We start from the raw sequence: 21814 nt of genomic DNA on the forward strand, positions 1-21814 counted from the left end.
GGTGGGGTCCTGCCGCGCGGACGGCCATGAGCGACCGTCAGGCGTCGAAGAACAGGGCGAACTCGGCCGGGTGCGGGCGGAGCCGGACGGCGTCGGCCTCTTCTCGCTTGAGGTCGACCCAGGTCTCGAGGAACTCCTCGGTGAACACGCCGCCCCGCAGGAGGAACTCGTGGTCCTCCTCGAGGTGCCGCAGGGACTCCTCCAGGCTGGCGGGAACGCTGCGGATGCGGGCCCGCTCCTCGCCGTCCAGCTTGTAGATGTTCTTGTCGATGGGGCCGTACCCCAGGGCGACGGGGTCGATCCCGTTCATGATGCCGTCCAGGCCGGCCATGAGCATCGCCGCGAAGGCCAGGTACGGGTTCGCCGTGGCGTCGGGCGTCCGGAACTCGATGCGCGCGGAGCGGGGCGAGGCGATCGAGATCGGGATCCGCACGGCGGCCGACCGGTTCCCCTTCGAGAACACGAGGTTGACGGGGGCCTCGTAGCCCGGAACCAGGCGGCGGTAGCTGTTCGTGGTGGGGTTGGTGAAGGCCGTGAGGGCAGGGGCGTGGTAGAGGATGCCGCCGATGTAGTGCAGGGCGAGCTGGCTGAGGTGGCCGTACCCGTTCTCGTCCCAGAAGAGGTTCGTGCCATTCTGCGACAGCGACTGGTGCACGTGCATGCCGGAACCGTTGTCGCCGTAGAGCGGCTTGGGCATGAAGGTGGCCGTCTTGCCGTGGCGGCGGGCCACGTTGCGGACGATGTACTTGTACGCCATCACGTTGTCGGCGGTCTGCACCAGCGATCCGGCGGCGAAGTTGATCTCGGCCTGGCCGGCCGTTGCCACCTCGTGGTGGTGGCGCTCGACCCGGATCCCGGCCCGCTGCAGTTCGTCGCACATCTCGGTGCGCAGGTCCGTCATCGTGTCCGTCGGCGCCACGGGGAAGTAGCCCTGCTTGTGCCGGACCTGGTACCCGTTGCCCCCGGGCCGGCCGGTGTTCCAGGCCGCCTCGGCGGAGTCGACCAGGTGGAACGCCTCGTTGGGGCCGAGCCCGAACCGCACCTCGTCGAACACGAAGAACTCGAGCTCCGGGCCCCACCAGGACTGGTCGGCGATGCCGGTCTCCCGCAGGTACGCCTCCGCCTTCTGGGCGATGAAGCGGGGATCGCGCTCGTAGCGATCCCGGGCGCCCGGCAGGTACACGTCGCAGGCGATCGCCAGCGTCGGGGCAGCCGTGAACGGGTCCACGAACGCAGCGGCGGGGTCGGGCATCATCACCATGTCCGACTCCTCGATGCCCCGGAACCCGCGCACGCTCGAGCCGTCGAAGGGGACGCCGCGGCGGAAGGTGTCGAGGTCGACCTCGGCAGCCGGCACGGTCACGTGCTGCCACTGGCCGGGCAGGTCGACGAGGCGGAAGTCCACGTAGGCGATGCCGCGCTCCCGGATGAACTCGAGGACCTTCTCCGCAGTCCAGGTGCCAGGCGTCAACACCTCGGGCGTCAAGGCGGCCACTCCTTTCCCCGGGTCACCCCGGCCCGCCAGGGCGCTGCCGGAACCGGCAAGCCGGCGGGGCATTTTGTGAATTCAGTCGCATGAGGGTCCAGGAGCCGGCCGGGAGCCGGCTCAAGGCCCGGTTCCGTCGCGCGAAGTTCAGTCGCGGTCCCTGTCGATGAGCCGCAAGAGTTCGGCGCGGTGGGTGAGCGGGTACAGGCTGGTCACGCGTGGGGCGAGCCCCACGCGCTCGGCCGCCTCGGCCGGATCACGGGCCCGCCGGCGGGCCTCCCGGGCGGCCAGGTAGTGCTTGGCCCGCTGTAGCGTCATGCCGTCGGCCAGGAGGCGCTTGATCTCCTTCAGCAGGGCGATGTCCGCCTCGGAGTAGAGCCGCTGGCGCCCCTTAGTCCGGGCCGGCCGGATGAGCCCCTGCTGCTCCCAGTACCGGATCTGGCGGCTCGTGAGACCGGTGAGGCGTTCCGCCACCCCCATCGAGTACACCGGCGCCGTGCTGAGCTCACGTTCCACGGCTTCGACCTCCTCGCCACGCCGGCCCTTGTCAACTTTGTTAACAACGGCCCGATTCGTCCCCACTATACGAGGCGCATCCCGCCGCGTCAAGGTTTTGTCAGATTTCCTTACAGATGGCCCCCCTTCCCTAGTCGCTTTCCTCGCGCAGCCGCCCGGCCGCCGCAAGAAACCGCACGGTGCGCGGGTCGGCCGGGCGTTCGAAGAAGCGCACCGTGTCGGCACACTCGACCAGTTCGCCCCCGATCAGGAGCGCGACGCGGTCCGCCAGCCGGCGGGCCTGATCCAGGTCGTGGGTGACGAGCACCAGGGTGTGCCGGCCCCGGAGCCCGGCGAGAAGGCGCTCCAGAAGCCCGGCGGAGGACGGGTCGAGGGCGGAGGTGGGCTCGTCCAGGAGGAGTACCTCGGGCTCGAGCGCCAGCGCACGGGCCAGGCACAGCCGCTGCTGCTGGCCGCCGGACAGGTCGGAGGCCGGACGGCCGAGGCGGCGGCGGACCTCGTCCCAGAGCCCGGCGCGGCGCAGGGCCCGCTCGGCGATCGCCTGCAGGCGCTCCGGGTCCCGGATTCCCCACAGCCGCGGCCCGAACGTGACATTGTCGGCGATGCTGCCGGGCAGGGGCACCGGCCGCTGCATGACCATGCCGACGCGCCGGCGCACGGCTGCCGGGTCCACGCCGCGGGCGTAGATGTCCTCCCCGTCCAGGAGCACCCGGCCCGCCACCCGGACTGCCGGGTTCAGGTCGTGCAGGCGGTTCAGGCAGCGGAGGAGGGTGGACTTGCCGCAGCCCGACGGCCCCACCAGGGCCAGGATCTCCCCGGGAGCGACCTCGAGGGAGATGCCGCGCAGCGCCCGGGCGGTCCCGTACCACACGCTGAGCCCCACCACCCGGATCCCCGGGGGCCGGCCCGGCGCGGCGGGCGGCTCCTCCCCCCGCCTCACCGGCCCCGGGCGCCGCTCCACCGGCGTCCCTCCCCCCGACGACCCTGCCGGCGCCCGAGCCACGTGGCCGCCAGGTCCAGGCCGGCGGTGAGGATCACCAGCACGAGCGCCGCCGCGTGCAGGCGGTCCTGCGGGAGGCCGGGGACCTGGGTCGCCGCGGCGTAGACGTGATAGGACAGGACCATGGTCCGCTCGCGCGGGTCGAGGGTCGGGCCGGGGCGCCACAGGGCGGCGGCGGTGTAAAGGAGCGGCGCGACCTCCCCCGCCACCCGGGCGAAGGCGAGCACCGCCCCCGTGAGGATCGTCCCCGCGGCGGCGGGAAGGACGGCGTGCCGCACCACCTGCCAGCGCGTGGCCCCGAGCGCGGCGGCGGCCTCCCGCACTTCCGCCGGGACGGCCCGCAGGGCCTCCTCCGACGCCGCGACCACGAGCGGCAGCGCCAGGAGAGCCAGGGTGAGGCTGCCCGCGAGCACCGAGACGTCCAGCCCGAGCCCCCCCACCACCGCCGCCATGCCGAAGAGCCCCAGGACGGCGGCCGGCACGGCGCCCACGGCGGCGACGCCGGCGCGCAGGAGCCGGGTCACGGGCCCGGGCGGGGCGTACTCGACAAGGTAGACGGCCGCCCCCACCCCCACTGGGACGGCAACCGCCACGGCCCCGCCGGACAGCATGACGCTCCCCCACAGGGCGGGCCCGATCCCGCCCCGCCGCAGGAAGTCGGCCGGAGCCCCCACCAGGAAGTCCAGGTCCACCGCGGGCAGACCCCGGGCCACGAGCAGCCCCAGGATGGCCAGAGCGGGGAGCGCGGAGAGCACCAGCCCGAGGGCCAGGGCCGTCTGCCCGAGCCGCCCGGCCCGCCGCCGGCCGCCGAGCCCCGGTCTCACGCGCCTTCCCTCCTGAGCCACCAGCGGCCCGCCGCGGCGTGAAGGAGGAGCCCGATGGCCAGGAGCACGAGGCCGAGGGCGAAGAGCGACTGGCGGTGCAGGCTGCCCGCGGGCGCCTCGCCCATCTCCCAGGCGATGGCGGCGCTGAGCGGCTCCACCCCGCGCAGGAGGCCGGGGGCATCCGGCCGGCTGCCGGCGACCATCAGCACGACCATGGTCTCCCCCGCCGCGCGGGCGGCGGCGAGCGCGGCGACGGCCCGCAGGCCGGGAGCACCCGCCGGCAGCACCGCCCGCACGGCCACCTCCCAGGGCGTGGCCCCCAGGGACGCGGCCGCCTCGCGCAGGGCCTGGGGCACCTCGCGCAGGACGCCGGCGGCCAGCAGGGTGTACGTGGGGAGGACGACGGCGGCCAGGCACAGGCCAGCGGCGAGGGCCGTGTGTCCGTCGGGCAGACCCAGGAACGCGGCCAGCGCCGGCGCCACGTAGGTGCGCCCCATCAGGCCGATCACCACCGGCGGCAGGGCGGCGGCCGTCCGCAGCGCGACGTGACCTGCGCCCTTGAGGGGGCCAGGCGGCCCCTCGGAGAGGTAGAGGGCCGCCAGGGTTCCGACGGGCAGCGCCACGGCCATCGCCACCCCGGTGGTGAGAAGCGTCCCGGCGAGGAGGGGCAGCACCCCGAAGCGGGCGACCGGCGCCCGCGGAGCCCAGGCCGTCCCCAGCAGGAACTCCCGCAGGCCCACCGCGCGCAGGAACCCGGCGCTCTCCGACAGGAGGTACGCCGGGACGAGCAGCAGGAGGAAGGCGCCCAGCCACCCGCACGCCCGTACCGCCAGTTCGGCGGCCCGCTCCGCCCTCACCCCGGGCCTCCCCCCTGCCGGGCAGGAGTGCGAAGCGCCAGCGGCACGAAGCCGGCCTCGGCGACCCGGGCCTGCCCGTCGGGGCCCAGCGCGTAGTCGACGAAGGCCAGGGCGGCGGTGGAGGACGCCCCCGCCGTGTACAGGAGGATCGGGCGGACGAGCGGGTAGCGCCCGCCAGCGATCAGGGGAACGGCCGGCGGCACGGGAGATTCCGCCGGCGTGCGGGCCACGGGCACCGCCCGGACCGCAGGGGTGACGTAACCGACCCCCACGTACCCGATGGCCTCCGGTGTTCGCGCGACGTCGTCGTGGAGGAGGGCGGAGCCGGGCACCTGGCGCGCCCGGGGGAGGCCGTCGGGGCCCGTGCGGGTCTCCGGCGGACCGAAGACGGCCTCCTCGAAGATCTGGCCGGTGCCGGAGCCGGCCCCGCGGCTCAGGGCGACGACGGGCCGGTCGGGCCCCCCCACCTGGCGCCAGTTGGTTACCCGGCCCGAGTAGATCGCCCGCAGTTGCGGAAAGGTGAGGAACGGCACCGGGTTCGACGGGTGGACGATCACGGCCACGGCGTCCAGGGCGGCGGGGTGGGCCCGAAGCGGCCGGCCGGCGGCCCGGGCGCGCGCCCGTTCTTCCGGCGCGGCCGGCCGGGATGAGGCGGCCACCTGGCAGAGCCCCTGCGCCAGACAGGCCAGGCCAACGGCCGAGCCGCCCCCCGTGACGGAGATCCGGACGTCCGGGCGGCGCCGGTGGAAGTCCTCCGCCCACCGCACGGCGAGGGGCAGCGCGGTGTCCGAACCCACCACGTCGACCCGGGACGGAGCCGCCGGCACGAGGCGGGCCCCCGCGCCGCGGGCCGGAGCCATCCGCGCGGCCAGGACGGCCAGCAGGATCGCTGCGGGCACCCGGGCTCCGCCAGGCAGTCCCGCCCGGCGCACGCGCGACACCTCCCGAGCCGGGGCCCGGGCGAAGCGCCCGCCGCACCCCGGCGGCCTCGCTCGGGAGAGCATATGAGGCGGGGCGGGCTGGCAGCACCCCCGATCCGCTCAGTCCACCTGCACGCGGCGGGCGTGGACGTTCACGCTCACGACGTTGAGAGCAGTCATGTACTCGAGCTGCGCCTTGACCGCCTCCTGGGCCTGCCGGAGCGGGGCCCAGACCGGGAAGCCGAAGCGGAGCGCCACATCGAGCTCGACCTGCACGCCCTCCTCCCCGGACTCGACCACGGCGCGCAGCACCCGGGCGATCCCCGGGACGGCCTCGGCCGCCCGGGCGGCGATCGCCGAGAGCACCGTGTCGGCGATGTAGAAGTGCCCGAGGGAGCTGAACGTCGGGCGGACGACGGACTTCTCGACGGGGACGGGATCCCCCTCGCGCCGGCGCAGCAGGAAGCGCAGCGGGTCCACCATGTAGCCGGAGAAGGTCTTCTTCACCTCGAACGTCGGCGCCGGCACCACGTGCTTGCCCTCCAGCCGGCGCTTGCGCCGGGCCAGCCGGATCTGGGCGGGCGAGGCGACGTCCTCGATGCGAACCACCGTCTCCGGACGCGGCAGGTCGAGGGCGTCGGTGATGCGCACGATCATGTCCTCGGAGGTGCCGAGGATGAGGATGCGCCGGGGGCGCGCCCGGCGCACCGCGGCGAGGGCCTCGGCCCGGTGCGCCGGGTCGAGGAAGATCGCGCGCTTGACGGCGCCGACCCGGGTGTCCGCCCGCTTGGCGGACGACCCGGCCAGGATCTTGCCCTCCTGGATGATCAGACCGTCGTCGATGATGAGGTCGCAGCCGTACTGGTCAGCGACGAGCGAGGCGCGGTGGCTCTTGCCGCTCCCCGGCGGCCCCACGAAGGCGATGACCTCCACGGGTCCACCTTCCCCTCAGACGCGCCGGCGCGCGGCCACGCGGCCGCCGGCGTGGCGGACCATGAGAGCGGCCGCCTGGTCCACTGCCGCCTCCAGGTCCGCCGCCGGGAACCCGGGAGGGGCGTAGAGGAGCATGAGCGCCCGCCGGGTGCCCTCTGTCACCTTCGTCCGTTCGGAGTCCGTGAGGGGTCCGCCGCACACCCCGGCGCCATCCCGCAGGACGGGCTTCCCGGCCGTCTCGATCTCCCGCCCGGACAGCGCCAGGTACACCTCGCCGGGCCGGCCCGCGCCGAACGTGAGCACCGGGCCCTGGAGGCGGTCGGCGTCGTAGAGGCCGATCGGCAGTCCGGACCGGAGGGAGACGAGGTTGTTCACGTCGACCACCGCGTTCACGGCGGGCAGGGGCTTCCCCTGGACCGCCCGCCGCAGCAGGGCCTCGCTCGACGGGCGGTAGCGCGCCGGGTCGGTACCCAGCGCCTTGAGCACCCGGCGCCAGCCGGCGACGCCGGGCAGCGCGGTCACGCCACCCTCGCCGAGCCGCGCCGCCGCCTCCGCCGCCTCGCGGGCGAGCGCCTCCGTCAGCTCCGGCCCGGCCGGGCCGGCCTGTACGCCCTCGAACAGGAGCGCGCCGATCGCCACGCCGGGCGCGACGGCCGAGAGGTCGTCCCCGATGCGGATGTCGAACGGGAGCTGCGCCGGTAGCCCTCCGTGCTCACCCGACAAGCCCCTTCACCCCCGGTCGATGGTACTTCCGCGGCCGGCACCACCTTTCCTCTCACTGAGGATCTCCCGCCGGGGACGTAGGGCCAACGCCTCTGTTATCGGACGAGCGACGGCGCCGCGGCCGCCCGGCCGCGACCTCCCAGGACGGGCATGACGGTCAGGACGAGGTTCACCGCGAACAGGATCGCCGCCAGGGCGCACAGGGTGGCGAAGGAGCCGAAGATCGCCGGCCAGGGCCACGCCGGGAACCGGTCCCTGAGGAGGAACGTGGCCGCCACGCCCGCCACCCCGGGGAGGGCCAGGGCCAGCTGGGCGCGGTAGAGCCCCGGCCGGGCGAACGGGACCCCGGCCAGGAGCGGCAGCAGCCACCCGGCCACGCCATAGGCGAGGAGGGTCTGCCAGCCGAGGAGGTAGAGGTGGGTCATCGCCAGGAACCAGCCCGCCGGCATGCCGGCGAGGGCCCAGGTGAGCCCCGCGGCGCCGGCGGCGGCCAGGCTCAGCCCGCTCGCCGCGATGAAGGCGCCGCTCGTCGTGCGGCCGCGGGACACTCCCCGGTCCGGCAGCGGATGGAACATGCAGCCCCACACGTTCGCGGAGAACACCAGGGCCGCCGCCGCGATCAGCGTCACCCCGGTCCGGACGGCGAGGCCCCAGCCGCCGAGCGCGCCCGCGGCCGCCACGAGCGTGCCCGCTACCGCCAGGACGAGCTGCCAGCGGACGGCCGCCAGGCTCCGGGGCAGGACCCCGCTCCAGCGGGGCAGCATGTGGTACGCCGTGCCCCAGGCCAGCAGGCTCATCCAGCCGTAGCGGAGGAGGTAGCCGCCCGCCGCGTCGCCCCCGGCGCCGGCGCGTCCCGCCCAGGCCAGGGCCATGAGGGCCCCGCCGGCGACGAGGAGCAGCACGCTCGTCTCCGTGTAACGCCGGGCCAGCCGGTCGACCGCCCGCATCGCCTCCGGGTCGAGCGCGGGGTGGGCCAGGCGCCGGGCGCGTTCCTCCCCGTCCGCAGCGGCGGCGCCCCGCCTCGCGGAGAGGACGATGTTGAGGAGAAACAGCACGCCGGCCGCCGCCAGGAGCACCCAGCCGGCCACGACGGCGCGAGGGCTGCCTGCCGCGTGGCCGGCGAAGACCGCCGCTACCCCGGCGTTGGCGGCGAGCCACTGGGCAGGTACCCACGGCCCCTGCACGACCTGGCGGCGGATGAACACCGGGATCACCAGGAGCGTCATGGCGAACATCAGCATCGTCATCCAGCCCACCGTGACGACCGCCACGTGGGCGGGCTTGAGCCGCAGCCAGGCGCCCGGCCAGGCAGCCATCAGCAGCCCGAGGACGGCGCCCGTCACCAGCCAGGCGGCCGCGGCGGGGATGAACGCTCCGGCCCTCCGATCCAACGGGGTTCCACCTCCCGTGCACCATCGTAACCGAAGCGCCGTAAGACCTCGGTGCCCCCGGTCACACGTCCCGGCGCCCGGCAACCCGACAGGATTCGGGCGGTGCACATCGAAAAAAGGTGCCAAATCGAGAGCGGGGGGCCGTGATCCGTGTACAGCGTCAACTTCGCGCCGCTCACCCCGATCACCTTCCTGGACCGCACCGCCCTGGTGTTTCCGGAGCGGACCGCGGTCGTCTACGGGGAGCGGCGGTACACCTACCGGCACCTGCGCGAGCGGGTGCACCGGCTGGCCGCAGCCCTCCGGCAGGCCGGCATCCGGAAGGACGACCGCGTCGCCGTCCTCTGCCCCAACACGCCCCCGATCCTGGAGGCGCACTTCGGGGTGCCGCTGGCGGGCGGCGTGCTCGTGGCGATCAACACCCGGCTGAGCCCGGGGGAGATCGAGTACATCCTGGCCCACTCGGGGGCCCGGGTCCTCATCGCCGACGCCGACCTCCTCCACCTCGTGGAACCGATCCGGCACCGGCTGCCGGCCCTCGAGCGGATCGTCGTCGACCCCCTGCCCGGCCAGCCCGGCTCCTCCGGCAACCCCGGCGATCCCGCGGAGCCCCCCGCCGGCCCCGACACGACCTACGAGGCCTTCCTCGCCGCCGCCCCGGCGGGCGACGTGCAGCCGCCCGACCTCGACGAGCGGGACATGATCACCATCAACTACACGAGCGGGACCACGGGCAAGCCCAAGGGCGTGGTCTACCACCACCGGGGGGCGTACCTGAACGCGCTGGCGGAGATCATCGAGACCGGCCTCACCCCCGGGAGCGTGTACCTGTGGACCCTGCCGATGTTCCACTGCAACGGCTGGTGCTTCCCCTGGGCGGTGACGGCCATCGGGGCCACCCACGTGCTGCTGCGCAAGGTGGTGCCGGCGGACGTGCAGCGGCTCATCGAGAGCGAGGGCGTGACCCACTTCTGCGGCGCCCCCACGGTGCTCACCGGCCTGGCCACCCACCTCGAGAGCCAGGGGGCCCGGCTGCCCCACCCGGTCCGGATCATCACCGCGGCGGCCCCGCCCTCGCCCCAGATCATCCGCACCATGGAGCGGCTCGGCGCCCAGATCACCCACGTGTACGGCCTGACCGAGGTGTACGGCCCGTTCACGATCTGCGAGTGGCACGCCGAGTGGGACGAGCTGCCGCTGGAGGAGCGCGCCCGGCTCAAGGCGCGGCAGGGGGTGCCCTACATCGCCCTGGGGGAGCACCGGGTGGTGGACCCCAAGACCGGGCAGGACGTGCCGAGGGACGGGCAGACGATCGGCGAGGTCTGGCTGCGGGGCAACGGGGTCATGCTCGGCTACTTCGAGAACCCCGACGCCACCGAGAAGGCCTTCGCTGGCGGCTGGTTCCACACCGGCGACCTGGCCGTGTGGCACCCGGACGGGTACATCGAACTCAAGGACCGGGCGAAGGACATCATCATCTCGGGAGGCGAGAACATCTCCACCCAGGAGGTGGAGAAGGTGATCGCCGAGCACCCGGCGGTGCTCGAGGTCGCCGTCGTCGGCATCCCGGACCCCAAGTGGGGCGAGGTCCCCAAGGCCTTCGTCACCCTTCGCCCGGGGGCCACCGCCACGGCCGAGGAGATCATCGCGTTCTGCCGGGAGCGCATCGCCCACTTCAAGTGCCCCAAGGCCGTGGAGTTCGGCGAGCTGCCCAAGACGTCGACCGGCAAGATCCAGAAGTTCGTCCTGCGGGAGCGGGAGTGGGCAGGGTACGAGAAGCGGATCAACTGAGGGCGTATCGGCGAGGCATGCCGGCGCGGCCCCGGGCTGTCCTGGCGGGCCGCGCCTTCTTGTGCGCGAGCGCGGCGCGCATTATACTCTGTTCGAAAGCGAACGTTCTCCATCGAACGGGGGGCTGCCGTGTCCACGTACGCCGAGGAGATCGTGGACCTGCTGCGGGAGGTCAACCGCCTGGTCCGGGAGCGGATGGCCCGATTCCTGCAAGAGCAGGGACTTCCGCACTCGCCGAGCTGGGCCCCCGTGGTGCGGCACGTGGCGATGTGCCCGGGGGTGACGGTGAACGAGCTCAGCCGCCGGCTCGGGATGGCCAAGAGCCACGTCTCCATCCTGGCCGAGCAGCTGCAGGGCGAGGGGATCCTGCGCAAAGAGCCCGACCCGCACGACCAGCGGCTGGTCCGGCTCTTCCTGACCGACGAGGGGGCGCGCCTCCGGGGCCGGTGGCAGGAGACGTACCGGGCCTTCCTCGCCGCGACCGTGCGGTCGCTGCCGGAGGATCGGGCGGAGCACCTGCTCGACGGCCTGCGCGCCCTGCGCGCGGCGTTGAGCGCCGAGCGGCAGGGCGGGGCGGGGGCGGAGCGGGAAGGGGGTGGCGCCGGGTGACACGCCCCGTGATCGAGGTCGAGGACCTGGTGAGGCGCTTCGGCTCCCTCGAGGCGGTCCGGGGGGTGAGCTTCGAGGTCCGCGAGGGTGAGATCTTCGGCTTCCTGGGGCCCAACGGGGCAGGGAAGTCCACCACCATCAACATCCTGGCGACCCTGCTGCGGCCCACCTCCGGCCGCGCCCTTCTCGCCGGGCACGACGTGGTCAGGGAGCCGGTCGCCGTCCGCCGCGCCATCGGCCTGGTCTTCCAGGACCCGACCCTGGACATCCGGCTGACGGCCCAGGAGAACCTCTACATCCACGGCATGCTGTACGGGGTGACCGGCGCCCGGCTCCGGGAACGGATCGATCAGGTCCTGCGGATGGTCGGGCTGGAGGACCGGCGTCACTCGATCGTCCGCACCTTCTCCGGCGGGATGAAGCGGCGGCTGGAGATCGCCCGGGGCTTCCTCCACCGCCCGCGCGTGCTGTTCCTGGACGAGCCGACGGTGGGCCTCGACCCCCAGACCCGCGCCGCCATCTGGGAGCACGTCCACCGGCTGCGCGACCAGGAAGGCGTCACCGTCTTCATGACGACCCACTACATGGACGAGGCCGAGCACTGCGACCGGATCGCCATCATCGACCACGGACGGATCGTCGCGCTGGACACGCCGGCGGCACTGAAGCGGCAGGTCGGGGGCGAGGTGATCGTCCTGCGGACGGAGGACGGTGCCGCGCTGTCCGAAGCCATCGAGCGGCGGTTCGGGATCCGCCCGCAGCCCGACCCGGAGGGCCTGCGCCTGGAGGTGCCGGACGCGGCCGCCCTGCTCCCCCGGCTGGCGGCGGCCTACGACCGGCAGATCCGCGGCCTCCTCGTCCACGAGCCGACGCTCGACGACGTGTTCCTGAAGCTCACCGGCCGGGCCATCCGGGACGAGGAGGGCGGCGCTGCGGATGCCATGCGGCACCGGCACCGGGCCCGGATGTGGCATGGGAGGTGATCCCGTGGACAGCCTGCGCGTCGTGTACACGATCTGGTACCGGGAGACGCGGCGCTTCCTGCGGGAACGCAGCCGGATCGCCGGCATGGTCATGCAGCCGCTCCTCTACCTCCTCCTGGTCGGCAACGGCATCGCCAGCGCGATGACCTTCCGGGGGGCGCCGGCCGGGGCGGGGGTGGGGTACATCACCTTCATGTACCCGGGCATCATCGGGATGTCCGTCCTGTTCACCTCGGTCTTCTCGGCCGTCAGCATCATCTGGGACCGGGAGTTCGGCTTCCTGCGGGAGGTGCTGGTGGCCCCGGCGCCCCGCTGGGCTGTCGCTCTGGGCAAGGTGCTGGGTATCGCCACCGTCTCGACCACCCAGGCCGCCATCCTGCTCGCCCTCGCCCCGCTGGCCCACGTGCCGCTCACGATCGGCTCCGTCGCCGCCCTCCTCCTCACCTGTGCCCTGATCGCCGTGGCCCTGGGCTCGCTCGGCATCGCCATCGCCTCCCGGATGGAGTCGATGGAGGGCTTCCAGATGATCATGAACTTCCTCGTCATGCCGATGTTCTTCCTGAGCGGCGCCATGTTCCCGCTCCGGGGTGTACCCGACTGGCTCGGCGCCCTGATGCGGGTGAACCCCCTCACTTACGGCGTCGACGCCCTCCGCGGGATCCTCCTCGGGGCGACCCCCGCCGCGCCGTTCCTCGTCCAGTTCGCGCTCGGCCTCGACCTGGCGGTGGTGGCCGCCCTGGCCCTGGTCCTCCTCGTGATGGGGTCCTGGGCGTTCAGCCGCCAGGGGTGAGGGGCGGCAGGAGGCCGGAGGCGGGTGGGCGAACACTGTCTTTCGACCGGCTCGCAGGGGCCGGAACCGGCGGTCCCGGCTCCAGGACCCAGGGCCGCGTTCCGGGGAGGTTTCGCCAGTGGCTGGCAAACGGGTCTCCCTCGCCGATGCGATCGCCCGGATCCCCGACGGCGCCTCGGTGGCCATCGGCGGCAACACGCTGCACCGCGCCCCGGGCGCGGCCATCCACGAGCTGATCCGGCAGGGCAAGAAGGGGCTGCGCCTGGTCAAGACGGCGGGGGCGTACGACGTCGACGTCCTCGTCGGCGCCGGGGCGGTCGCGCACGTGACGGCCGCCTACGTCGGCTTCGAGACGCTGGGCCTGGCGCCCCGGTTCCGCCGGGCCGTCGAGTCGGGCCAGGTGACCCTGTGGGAGCACACCTGAGCGTCCGTGCACGCAGGGTTGCGGGCCGCAATCCAGGGTGTCTCCTTCATGCCGATGGCCGGTCTGGCCGGCTCCGACCTCGTGCGGGCCTCCGGCTTCCGCACCGTCGCCGACCCGTACACCGGACAGGAGTGGGTGGCGATCCCGGCGATCGCCCCGGACTGGTGCATCATCCACGTCCACGAGGCCGACGACCAGGGAAACAGCCGCATCGTGGGCCCGAAGTATGACGACGTGCTCAAGGCCCGTGCCGCCCGGAACCTCATCGTGACGGCGGAGCGGATCGTCGACGGCCGGGAGCTCGCCGCCCGCCCCGAGCTCACGGACATTCCCGGCTTCCTGGTCACGGCCGTGGTGCACGCGCCCGGCGGCGCCTGGCCCCACGGGTGCCACGGCTGCTACCCGCCGGACGAGGCGTTCTTCGAGGCGTACCTCGCCGCCTGCGCCGACGAGGAGGCGTGGGAGCGCTTCGTGCGGGAACGGGCGCTCGGGGGGGTCCGGGCGTCGTGAGCAGCGGCATGCCCCCGGCAGCCGCGCCCGGCGGGGTCGCCGACCTCATGTGCGTGGCCACCGCCCGCCTCCTGCGGGACGGGGAGACCGTCTTCTTCGGGCTGGCCTCGCCCCTCGTCATGGTCAGCGTGCTGCTGGCCCGGGCGACCCACGCCCCGAACCTCACCTTCCTCTCGATCCCGGGGAGCGTGGACGCGGCACTGGAGGTCCTCCCCCGGTCGACCGTGGACGGTCTCCTCCTCACCGGCAGCAAGGGGATCTTTCCCCTGGCCGACATCTTCGACCTCTCCGCCCGGGGGCGTCTGGACACCGTGTTCCTCAGCGGCGTCCAGATCGACGCCCGCGGGGCCATCAACATGTCGGCGATCGGCGGCGATCCGCACCGGCCCCGGGTGCGCCTCCCGGGCGGCGCCGGGTCGGCCCTCCTGCTCCCCACGGCCCGGCGGGCGATCCTCTGGCGCACCCGCCACGACACCCGCACCTTCGTGGAGCGGCTCGACTTCACCACCGCCAGCGGGAACACCAGCCACGTCGTCACGCCGCTGTGCGTCTTCGAGCGGGGCCCCGACGGCCGGCTGCGGGTCGCCAGCATCCACCCGTGGACGAGCCCGGAGGAGGTCCGGGAGCGCACGGGCTTCGCGGTGGAGATCGGCGGGGACGTCCCCGTCACCCCGGCGCCCACCCCCGATGAGCTGGCGCTCCTGGAGCGGATCGACCCCGGGAGGGTGCGGGCGGCGGAGTTCTGAACCATATGGCAGGCTCGATCCTTTCCGGCACGGGCGCGGGGGCACTGTTCGCCGTGCTCGCCGCGCTCTCGTTCGCCTTGTGGAACATCTACCTGCAGCGCGGGCTCGAAAAGGGCGGCGGACCCCGCCTGTCCATGCTCACGCTGTCGCTGAGCGTCACGGCCGCGTTTCTGCCGCTCAGCCTGTGGCTCGGCTCGCGCGGCGCGCTGCCCCCCGTCAGGGCCGCGGGGGTGGCCTGGTTTCTGGTCGCCGGCCTCCTGACCGCGGCCGCCGGGCCGCTCTGCGCCGCGCACGCGACGCGCCGCATCGGGGCGACCCGGACGACCGCCCTGCGCCTCCTGGATCCGTTCTTCGCCTACCTGCTCGCCTCCGTCTTCCTGGGGGAGAGGCTGGGCGGGCGCGCGGTCGGAGGGATCGTCCTGATCGTGGCGGCACTCCTCCTGCTGCGGCTCGACGGCCGGCGCGGCGCCGCCGCGTCGGGCGGCGGGGTCGCCGCCGGGGTGGCATTCGCCGTGGCGGCGTCGCTTCTCTTCACCCTCGGCAGCGTGGCCCGGAAGGCCGGGCTCGGCATCGTGCCCTCGGCCGTCGTCGCCGGGGCGGGCGAGGGCGTCGCCGGCGTGCTGGCCGTCCTGCCCGCGATCGCGGCCGCGCGGGCGTGGGGCGAGCTGCGGGCCGCCTTCCGGCCGGAGGCGCTCGACCTGTGGTGGTCCGGGCTCTCCGCCGCCGCCGGGACGCTCTTCCTCAACCTGGCCCTTCAGCGCGCCCCGGTGCCGGTGGCCGTCGCCCTGCGCAACACGTCGCCCTGGTTCGCGCTTGTCCTGGTGCCGCTCCTCATCGGCCGCCAGCACCGCCCCGGCCCGTGGATCTGGGCCAGCACCGCCCTGCTGACGGCCGGGATGCTCCTCATCGTGACGGGCTGAGCGAAGCTGAGGCCGCCAGCCCCACCAGCCGGCCGGAGCCGGGGTCGACGAGGCCCCGGTCGGTGAGCTTCAGCTCGGGGATGACCGACAGGGCCAGGAACGAGAGTGCCATGAAGGGCGAAGCGATGGTCACGCCCAGGGAGCGCGCCGCCGCCTCCAGCCGGTCCAGCTCCTCCACGACCTCCGGCAGGGGCCGCTGCGACATGAGCCCGGCGACGGGCAGGGCGAGGCGGCTCAGCACCCGGCCGCCCAGGACCGCGGCGAACCCGCCGCCGGTCTCGGCGACGGCCCGGGCGGCCGCGAGGATGTCGTCATCGGACGTCCCCGCCACGATCACGTTGTGTGCGTCGTGGGCGACCGTCGAGGCCAGCGCCCCGCGCTGCAGCCCCAGGCCCTGCAGGAGTCCGACCCCGACCCCGCCCCCGCGACCGTGCCGCTCGATCACCACGAGCTTCACCAGGTCCCGCTCGGGGTCGGCCACGACCTCCCCGCCACGCACGGCGGGCTGGACCACCAGGCTCCGGGTGACGATCTGCCCGGGCACGAGGCCGATCGCCCGCACCGGCCCGCCCGGGTCGGGCAGGCGCAGCCGCTCCGGACCGAGCGCCGGCAGCCGCACGGTGTTCAGGAGGCGCGGGTCGGTGGGGACGGAGACGTCGACCAGGAGGTGCCCGTCCCGCGCGACCAGCCGGCCTTCCTTGAACACGAGGCGGGCCTGAAGGGTCTCGGGGTCGAGCACCGCCAGGTCGGCCCAGTACCCCGGCGCGACAGCGCCCTTGCGCCGCAGGCCGAAGTACCGGCTCGGGTTCAGGGTCGCCAGCTGCACGGCGGCGGCGACGTCGAGCCCGAGGGACACCGCCCGGCGCACGGCGTGGTCGACCCCGCCCTCCCGGACGAGATCGTGCGGGTGGCGGTCGTCGGTGACGAAGCAGAACCGGCTGCGGACCGCCGGAGTCACCAGCGGCAGCAGGTCCGCCAGGTTGCGGGCTGCGGACCCCTCGCGGATGAAGACCATCATGCCGAGGCGCAGCTTCGCCCGGGCCTCCTCCACCGCCACCGACTCGTGGTCCGACCCGACCCCGGCCGCCACGTACGCCTGCAGGCCCCGGCCGCCCAGGAGGGGCGCGTGGCCGTCGACCACCTTGCCGGTCCGCTCCGCCCGCCACGCCTTCTCCAGCTCCGGCGGGTTGCCGGCGACCGTGCCGGGGAAGTTCATGAGCTCCGCCAGGCCCACGACGCGCGCTCCGGCCAGCACCGGGTCCAGATCGTCGGGCCCGAGCTCCGCGCCCGCCGTCTCCAGCGGACTGGCGGGGACGCAGGAGGACGCGGTCAGGTACACGTCCAGCGGCAGGCCCCGCGTGGCGGCGAGGGCCGCCTCGAAGGCCACCGCCCCGACCACGTTCGCCCACTCGTGCGGGTCCCACACCACCGCCGTGACGCCCCGGGGGACCACCGCCCGGGCGTACTCGCGCGGCTCCACCAGGGACGACTCCAGGTGCACGTGGGCGTCCACGAAGCCGGGGACCACGAGGCCCCCGCCGAGGTCGAGCACTTCCCGGGCCTCCGCGCCCTCGACCGCCTCGCCGACCCCGGCGATCAGCCGCCCGGCCAGGAGCACGGGGCCGGGCAGGATCTCGCCGGTGAAGACGTTCACGACCCGCACCCCGCGCAGGAGCACCGTCCCGGGCTCCCGCCCCGCCGCCACCGCCACGGCGCGGCGGACCTCGTCGGGCTGAAGCGGTGTTCCGAAGTCGGCCATCGGCATGAGCCTCCCTGAGATAGCGATTGCGGGCGGTTCAGCCACGACGAGACCGTGTTCCGGCACCGGCAGCCCGCCGGCCTTCCCGCATCCGGTCCCTGGTGGCTCTTTCCGGTTCCACCAGTTCTACTTTACGCCTGCCGGCACGGAGTGCAAATGCCGGCCCCGGGCGCTTTTGCAAGGGGGTGCCCCAATCGGGTGCAGTCGATTCCTCCTGACGGGACGCCGTCGTCCCTGGTGGAACGAAACGCAGAACTTGACCGGGCAAGGTCTCTGTCGACTATCAATTTCTGCGCCGGACGGCCGGTATGGCGGCCGGAAAACACGGCGTTGGGCAAGAGAGCGAGGCCGAAGGTTACCGAAACTCCATATTCTGTCGACCGGAAGGGCAGTGGTCGCGGGCCGAAACGCAAAACTTGACAGGCAAACGCCCGTCTTGCCGCGCGAGTTGTGCGCCTTGGTGGCGCAGACGTCGTGCTCACGGCGTCACGCCCCTGGGCGGGCAGTCTTCTCCCCGGCCCTTGCGAGAAGCACCCGCGCGGTACCCCGGAGCGCCTCCGTGATGACGGCCCAGACGTACAGGATGGCGCAATCCGCCTTGTCCAGGGTGGCCACCCCATGAGCGCGTGGACGGCCGGACCCACGCCAGCCCCCGGCGCAACCGGAAGAGGAGCACGGTGTTGACGTCCGGCATCCGAGTCCGGACTCAGCTCAAGTCCGGGACCCACCTCCAGGCCGCATCGCCCTCCCGTCGCGCGCGACCTCCCCGGTACTGCCCCCCGAACCGGGATCCGCCCCCGGCGGACGCCGTCGTCCGAGCCACCGCGCTGCCCCCGCCGCCGCCAGGAGCCCCAGGCCGACGACCGGCCCGGCCAGCCAGAGGCCCAGTGCGACGGGGATCAGGAGGAACCGGCTTTGCCGCGGTCCCCCGCCCGCGGCGGCGACCGCCCGCGCCAGGTTGCGGATCGTGCGGTACCCGAGGCGGGCCAGCCGGGGGGCGGGCAGGTCGAGCACGCCTTCCTCCCCCACCCGGTGGTACCGCTCCAGGTACTCCCTCAGGACCTCGTAGGGCGCCCGGGCCACGAGGTCGGGCAGAGGGAGGCGATCGGCGTCCGGGGCGCAGAGCCCGCCCCCGGCCGGAAGCCGCCGCAGGAGCGCCCGGAGCGCCCGGCCGTCCAGCGCCTCCGCTTCCTCGACCAGGATCTCCCGGTGGGAGGCCGCGACGAGTTCCGGGACCTGCTGCGCCAGTGCGGCGGCCTCGGCGGGAGGCAGGTGCCTGGCGGCGGTCGCGGCGACCAGACGGATCAGGAGTTCGGCGGTGTCGAGGCGCCCCCACATGTGGTCGCTGCGCCGCCACCGCTCGTCCAGGAAGCCGCCGAAGTGGGCGAGGATCTCGCCGGCCAGCTTGCGCCGGGCCTGCACCCGGATGCTCGTGGGGGCGGCCGGAGACAGGCGGCCCACCTCGACCTCGTCCCACTCGCCGAGGCCCCCGTACTCGGCCAGCGGAAAGAGCAGGACATCCCGCTCGGCAAAGCCCGCCCAGGCCCGGACCAGGGTCGCCGCCAGCCCGTCCCGGGCGGCCGTGGCCCCACCCGGCAGCCCGGACGCGAACTGCCAGGCCTGCTCGAGCCGCTCCGCCGCCGCCCGCTCGCAGGCCTTGAGCCGGCGGCGCACTGCCGCGGCCAGTGCGCGGAGGGCCGGCACGCCGGACCCCGGCGAGGTGGCGGCAAGGGCCTCGAAGGCATCCCGGAGCGGGTCGCCGGGGGGCAGCGCGCCGGGGTGGAAGATCTCCCATTCCACCTGGCGCCAGAGTTCGTGGACCTCCCAGAGCATCGCCTCCAGCCTGCCGATGGCCGCCACGTCGCCGGGCGGGCCGCCGCGGGGATAGAAGGTCCCCACCAGGTGGATGAGGTACTGGAGCCGGCGCTGCTGGTACGGCGGATCGAGCCGGTCGAGGTCGGCGGGGGGTCCACCGTTCCGGTCCGTGCCGTCCAGCAGGGCGTCCAGGAAGGCCTCGGCGGGGACCAGGGCGGCCCCGAAGCCCGTCCGGTAGTACTCCTCCAGGCGCTGGCGCCGGAGCGCCCGGTAGGCGGTCATGCCGGCCGGGCCCGCCGCGGGTGGGCCACCGGCGGAGGCCTCCCCTTCGAGGAGCGCCCGGCGGTAGTGGCGGACGCGCCGGTTGTGCTCCCGTACCTCGGCGATGTACCGGCGGATGTCCTCGTTCCACGGCAGGCCGGCCACCGCCGCGAGCACGCGGTCGAGCCCCGGCCGTCCGCCGCGGGGCTCCGGCCCGGACGGTTCGGGATCCGGGTCGAGGTACAGGAGCACCCGCTCCACGGGCCGGTCCGCCACGCGTCCGAATACCGTGCGGATCACCGGAGGGAACGGCCGGTTCAGGAGCAGCCCGCCGTCGGTGAGCCAGCGCTCCCTCGGGCCGGCCGGGTCGTCCGGCCACAGGTCGGGCAGCCCGCCCCGCCGGACGGCGTCGCGCTGCAGCCGGACGGGCGGGAACGCCACCGGGAAGGCCGAGGTCGCTCGGCCGAGCCGGGCCAGGAGGCGGTCGCGGCGGCGCGCGAGGGCCGGCCTGGGGGCGGTGAAGTCGTTGCGCTCGTAGCCGAGGCGGGGCCCCCGGTCGTCCGGGAAGGCGCGGGGAAGCGGCGAGCGCTTGCGCAGGTGGAACAGGAGGAGGTTCTCGCGGCCCCGCACGGGCTGCCCGAAGACGTCCCGGACTCCGAGGTCGCGCCCCGCCTCCCAGCCGACCCCGCCGAGGTCGGTCGCGGTGAGGAACAGGTCGAGCACGGGCACCTGCATGGCCAGGCCGGGTTCGGCCCGCCGGTCCAGCCGGCGCAGCGCCCGCCAGAGCTGGCGCTCCAGGTACTCGCCGCGCAGGAGGGCCTCCGGGGAGGGCCGGTGCAGGAGCGCCTCCGCCCCGGCCTTCTCGATCCACAGCCGGCCGGCCTCCGCCAGGTCGGGCGCCCCGCAGGCCAGCGCCTTCGCCAGGATGAGGCCGTTCAGGCCGCCGGCCGATGTGCCGGCGATGATGTCGACCACCGGGCGCACGGAAGCCTGACGCAGGAGGGCGGCGTACGGCCCCTCACCGGCCCGGCCCGGCTCCGGCGCGGCAGCCGGCGGCCAGGACCGGACCAGCCGGAGGATCTCCTGCGCCGCGCCGGCCATGTAGATCGCCAGGGATACGCCCCCGTACAGGACGAGCCCGATCCGCAGCTCGCAGCGCGCCTCGCCGGTGCCCGCCACCTTCCCCACCCCCGCCCCGTCGCTGTCTTCTCTCTCGGCACACTCAACAGACGAATTCGCCCAACGTCCGGCCCGCCCCTGGCGCGGCTCGCACGCCCCCCGGGCTCATGCTACACTTGGGAGGGAGACCGACCACGCCGCAAAGGGGCGGGCCCGCGTGCACTATCTTGACAACGCCGCGACCACGCCCGTCCGGCCCGAGGCCGTGCGGGCCATCGAGGAAGCGCTGACGGAGAACTTCGGCAACCCGTCCTCCCTCCACGGACTGGGGGTGAAGGCCGAGCGCACCCTCAAGGCCGCCCGCGAGGCTGTGGCCCGCCTCGTGGAGGCGTCACCCGGGGAGATCGTCTTCACGTCGGGCGGGACGGAGGCCATCAACCTGGCGATCAAGGGGGCCGCGGGCCGGCCGGGCCGGCGCGGCAACCACATCGTCACCACCCGGGCGGAGCACCCGGCGACGCTCGAGGCCTGCCGGGCCCTCGAGGACGAGGGCTTCGAGGTCACCTACCTGCCCGTCACCCCGGCGGGCAACGTCGCCGTGGAGGCCGTGCAGGCGGCGCTGCGGCCCGACACCGTGCTCGTGACCCTGATGTACGTCAACAACGAGCTGGGCGCGGTGAACCCGGTCGCCGAGGTCGGCCGCCTCCTGCAGGGCCACCCCGCCCTCTTCCACGTCGACGCCGTGCAGGCCGCGGGGAAGCTGCCGGTGCGGGTGCGGGAGATCGGCTGCGATCTCCTGAGCGTGAGCGCCCACAAGATCCACGGCCCGAAGGGCGTGGGCGGCCTGTACATCCGCTCCGGGCTGAAGCTCCGGCCCCTCCTCCACGGGGGCGGGCAGGAAGGGGGCCTGCGCTCCGGCACCGAGAACCTGCCCGGCATCGCCGGGTTCGGCGCGGCGGCCGCCGCGGCGGCGGCCGAGCAGCCTGCCGGCCTGGAGCGCCTCCGGGAGTTGCGAGAGCGCCTCCTGGCGGGGCTGGCGGCCAGCGGCCTGGAATACTGGGTGAACGGCCCCGATCCGGCCGCCCCCGAGGCTGCGCCCCACATCCTGAACCTCAGCTTCCGCGGGGTGCCGCGGGGCGAGGTGCTGGTCCACGCGCTGGAGCAGCGGGGGATCTACGTCAGCACCGGCTCGGCTTGCCACAGCAGGCACCGGACCGTCAGCCACGTCCTCGAGGCCATCCGCCTCCCCCGGGAGCGGGCGGAGGGGGCCATCCGCGTCAGCCTCTCGCCCCTCAGCCGGCCGGAGGACGTGGACGCGTTCGTGGAGGCGGTGCGCCACATCGTCCCCGAACTCGGGGTCCTGTACCGCTGACGGGTCCCGACCGCCCTGCCGGGCCCCGGCGGCAGGGGCGCACCGGGGCGGGCGGCGGCGACGCG

18 protein-coding genes and 1 pseudogene are annotated in these 21814 nt (G+C 74.4%); 8 read left to right on the top strand and 11 right to left on the bottom strand.

Going from position 1 to position 21814, the window contains the following annotated elements; all coding sequences use genetic code 11:
- Nucleotides 1-37: 37 nt before the first annotated feature.
- From glnA to caldi_RS13300, 9 genes are all read right to left on the bottom strand, one after another.
- A complete protein-coding gene (gene glnA / locus caldi_RS13260; protein ID WP_264842224.1) occupies nt 38-1486 on the bottom strand; it encodes a type I glutamate--ammonia ligase in 1449 nt (482 codons plus the stop codon).
- Nucleotides 1487-1633: 147 nt separating this feature from the next.
- Complete coding sequence (locus tag caldi_RS13265; protein ID WP_264842225.1) at nt 1634-2002, bottom strand: MerR family transcriptional regulator; 369 nt, start codon at nt 2000-2002, stop codon at nt 1634-1636.
- Nucleotides 2003-2132: 130 nt separating this feature from the next.
- Nucleotides 2133-2963 (bottom strand): phosphate ABC transporter ATP-binding protein, encoded by an 831-nt coding sequence (locus caldi_RS13270; RefSeq protein WP_264842226.1) that lies wholly within the window; start codon nt 2961-2963, stop codon nt 2133-2135.
- A complete protein-coding gene (gene pstA / locus caldi_RS13275) occupies nt 2939-3826 on the bottom strand; it encodes a phosphate ABC transporter permease PstA (RefSeq protein ID WP_264842227.1) in 888 nt (295 codons plus the stop codon). Before pstA ends, caldi_RS13270 begins: the two co-directional genes overlap by 25 nt.
- Nucleotides 3823-4683 (bottom strand): PstC family ABC transporter permease, encoded by an 861-nt coding sequence (locus tag caldi_RS13280; protein ID WP_264842228.1) that lies wholly within the window; start codon nt 4681-4683, stop codon nt 3823-3825. Before caldi_RS13280 ends, pstA begins: the two co-directional genes overlap by 4 nt.
- Nucleotides 4680-5615 carry a phosphate ABC transporter substrate-binding protein gene (locus caldi_RS13285; protein WP_264842229.1) on the bottom strand — a complete coding sequence of 312 codons (936 nt, stop codon included), beginning with the start codon at nt 5613-5615 and terminating at the stop codon, nt 4680-4682. The genes caldi_RS13280 and caldi_RS13285 overlap by 4 nt, the downstream gene beginning before the upstream one ends.
- A gap of 108 nt (nt 5616-5723) precedes the next feature.
- Nucleotides 5724-6536: an Asp23/Gls24 family envelope stress response protein gene (locus tag caldi_RS13290; RefSeq protein ID WP_264842230.1), complete on the bottom strand. Its 813-nt coding sequence runs from the start codon at nt 6534-6536 to the stop codon at nt 5724-5726.
- Nucleotides 6537-6551: 15 nt separating this feature from the next.
- Nucleotides 6552-7259, bottom strand: coding sequence for a B3/B4 domain-containing protein (locus caldi_RS13295; RefSeq protein ID WP_264842231.1), 708 nt, complete (start codon nt 7257-7259; stop codon nt 6552-6554).
- Between the two features lie 95 nt (nt 7260-7354).
- Nucleotides 7355-8650, bottom strand: coding sequence for a hypothetical protein (locus caldi_RS13300; RefSeq protein ID WP_264842232.1), 1296 nt, complete (start codon nt 8648-8650; stop codon nt 7355-7357).
- 150 nt (nt 8651-8800) lie between these two features.
- On the opposite strand from caldi_RS13300, the gene caldi_RS13305 reads away from it, so the two are divergent.
- From caldi_RS13305 to caldi_RS13335, 7 genes and pseudogenes are all read left to right on the top strand, one after another.
- Nucleotides 8801-10441: a long-chain-fatty-acid--CoA ligase gene (locus caldi_RS13305; protein WP_264842233.1), complete on the top strand. Its 1641-nt coding sequence runs from the start codon at nt 8801-8803 to the stop codon at nt 10439-10441.
- A gap of 129 nt (nt 10442-10570) precedes the next feature.
- Nucleotides 10571-11050, top strand: a complete 480-nt coding sequence (locus tag caldi_RS13310) for a MarR family winged helix-turn-helix transcriptional regulator (RefSeq protein ID WP_264842234.1) — start codon at nt 10571-10573, stop codon at nt 11048-11050.
- Entirely contained in the window at nt 11047-12033 is a 987-nt protein-coding gene (locus caldi_RS13315; protein ID WP_264842235.1) for an ATP-binding cassette domain-containing protein, read from the top strand. Before caldi_RS13310 ends, caldi_RS13315 begins: the two co-directional genes overlap by 4 nt.
- A gap of 4 nt (nt 12034-12037) precedes the next feature.
- The gene (locus tag caldi_RS13320) at nt 12038-12823 is read left to right on the top strand and encodes an ABC transporter permease (RefSeq protein ID WP_264842236.1); all 786 of its coding nucleotides are present in this window, start codon (nt 12038-12040) and stop codon (nt 12821-12823) included.
- A 118-nt stretch (nt 12824-12941) separates the two neighbouring features.
- Nucleotides 12942-13757 (top strand): annotated as a pseudogene (locus caldi_RS13325) (CoA transferase subunit A).
- Entirely contained in the window at nt 13754-14503 is a 750-nt protein-coding gene (locus caldi_RS13330) for a CoA-transferase subunit beta (protein WP_264842237.1), read from the top strand. Before caldi_RS13325 ends, caldi_RS13330 begins: the two are co-directional and overlap by 4 nt.
- A 5-nt stretch (nt 14504-14508) precedes the next feature.
- Nucleotides 14509-15423 (top strand): DMT family transporter, encoded by a 915-nt coding sequence (locus caldi_RS13335; protein WP_264842238.1) that lies wholly within the window; start codon nt 14509-14511, stop codon nt 15421-15423.
- Here the strand turns inward: caldi_RS13335 and ade are convergent.
- Together ade and caldi_RS13345 are read right to left on the bottom strand one after the other, a co-directional pair.
- Nucleotides 15407-17182, bottom strand: coding sequence for an adenine deaminase (gene ade, locus caldi_RS13340; RefSeq protein WP_264842239.1), 1776 nt, complete (start codon nt 17180-17182; stop codon nt 15407-15409). The genes caldi_RS13335 and ade overlap by 17 nt on opposite strands.
- A gap of 711 nt (nt 17183-17893) precedes the next feature.
- Nucleotides 17894-20437: a patatin-like protein gene (locus caldi_RS13345; protein WP_264842240.1), complete on the bottom strand. Its 2544-nt coding sequence runs from the start codon at nt 20435-20437 to the stop codon at nt 17894-17896.
- Nucleotides 20438-20594: 157 nt separating this feature from the next.
- Here caldi_RS13345 and caldi_RS13350 point away from each other — a divergent pair, with 157 nt between their 5' ends.
- On the top strand, nt 20595-21749 hold the full coding sequence (locus tag caldi_RS13350) for a cysteine desulfurase family protein (RefSeq protein WP_264842241.1): 1155 nt from the start codon (nt 20595-20597) through the stop codon (nt 21747-21749).
- Nucleotides 21750-21814: the final 65 nt, after the last annotated feature.

Origin of the sequence: Caldinitratiruptor microaerophilus (genome assembly GCF_025999835.1) — a bacterium.
GTDB lineage: Bacteria > Bacillota > Sulfobacillia > Symbiobacteriales > ZC4RG38 > Caldinitratiruptor > Caldinitratiruptor microaerophilus.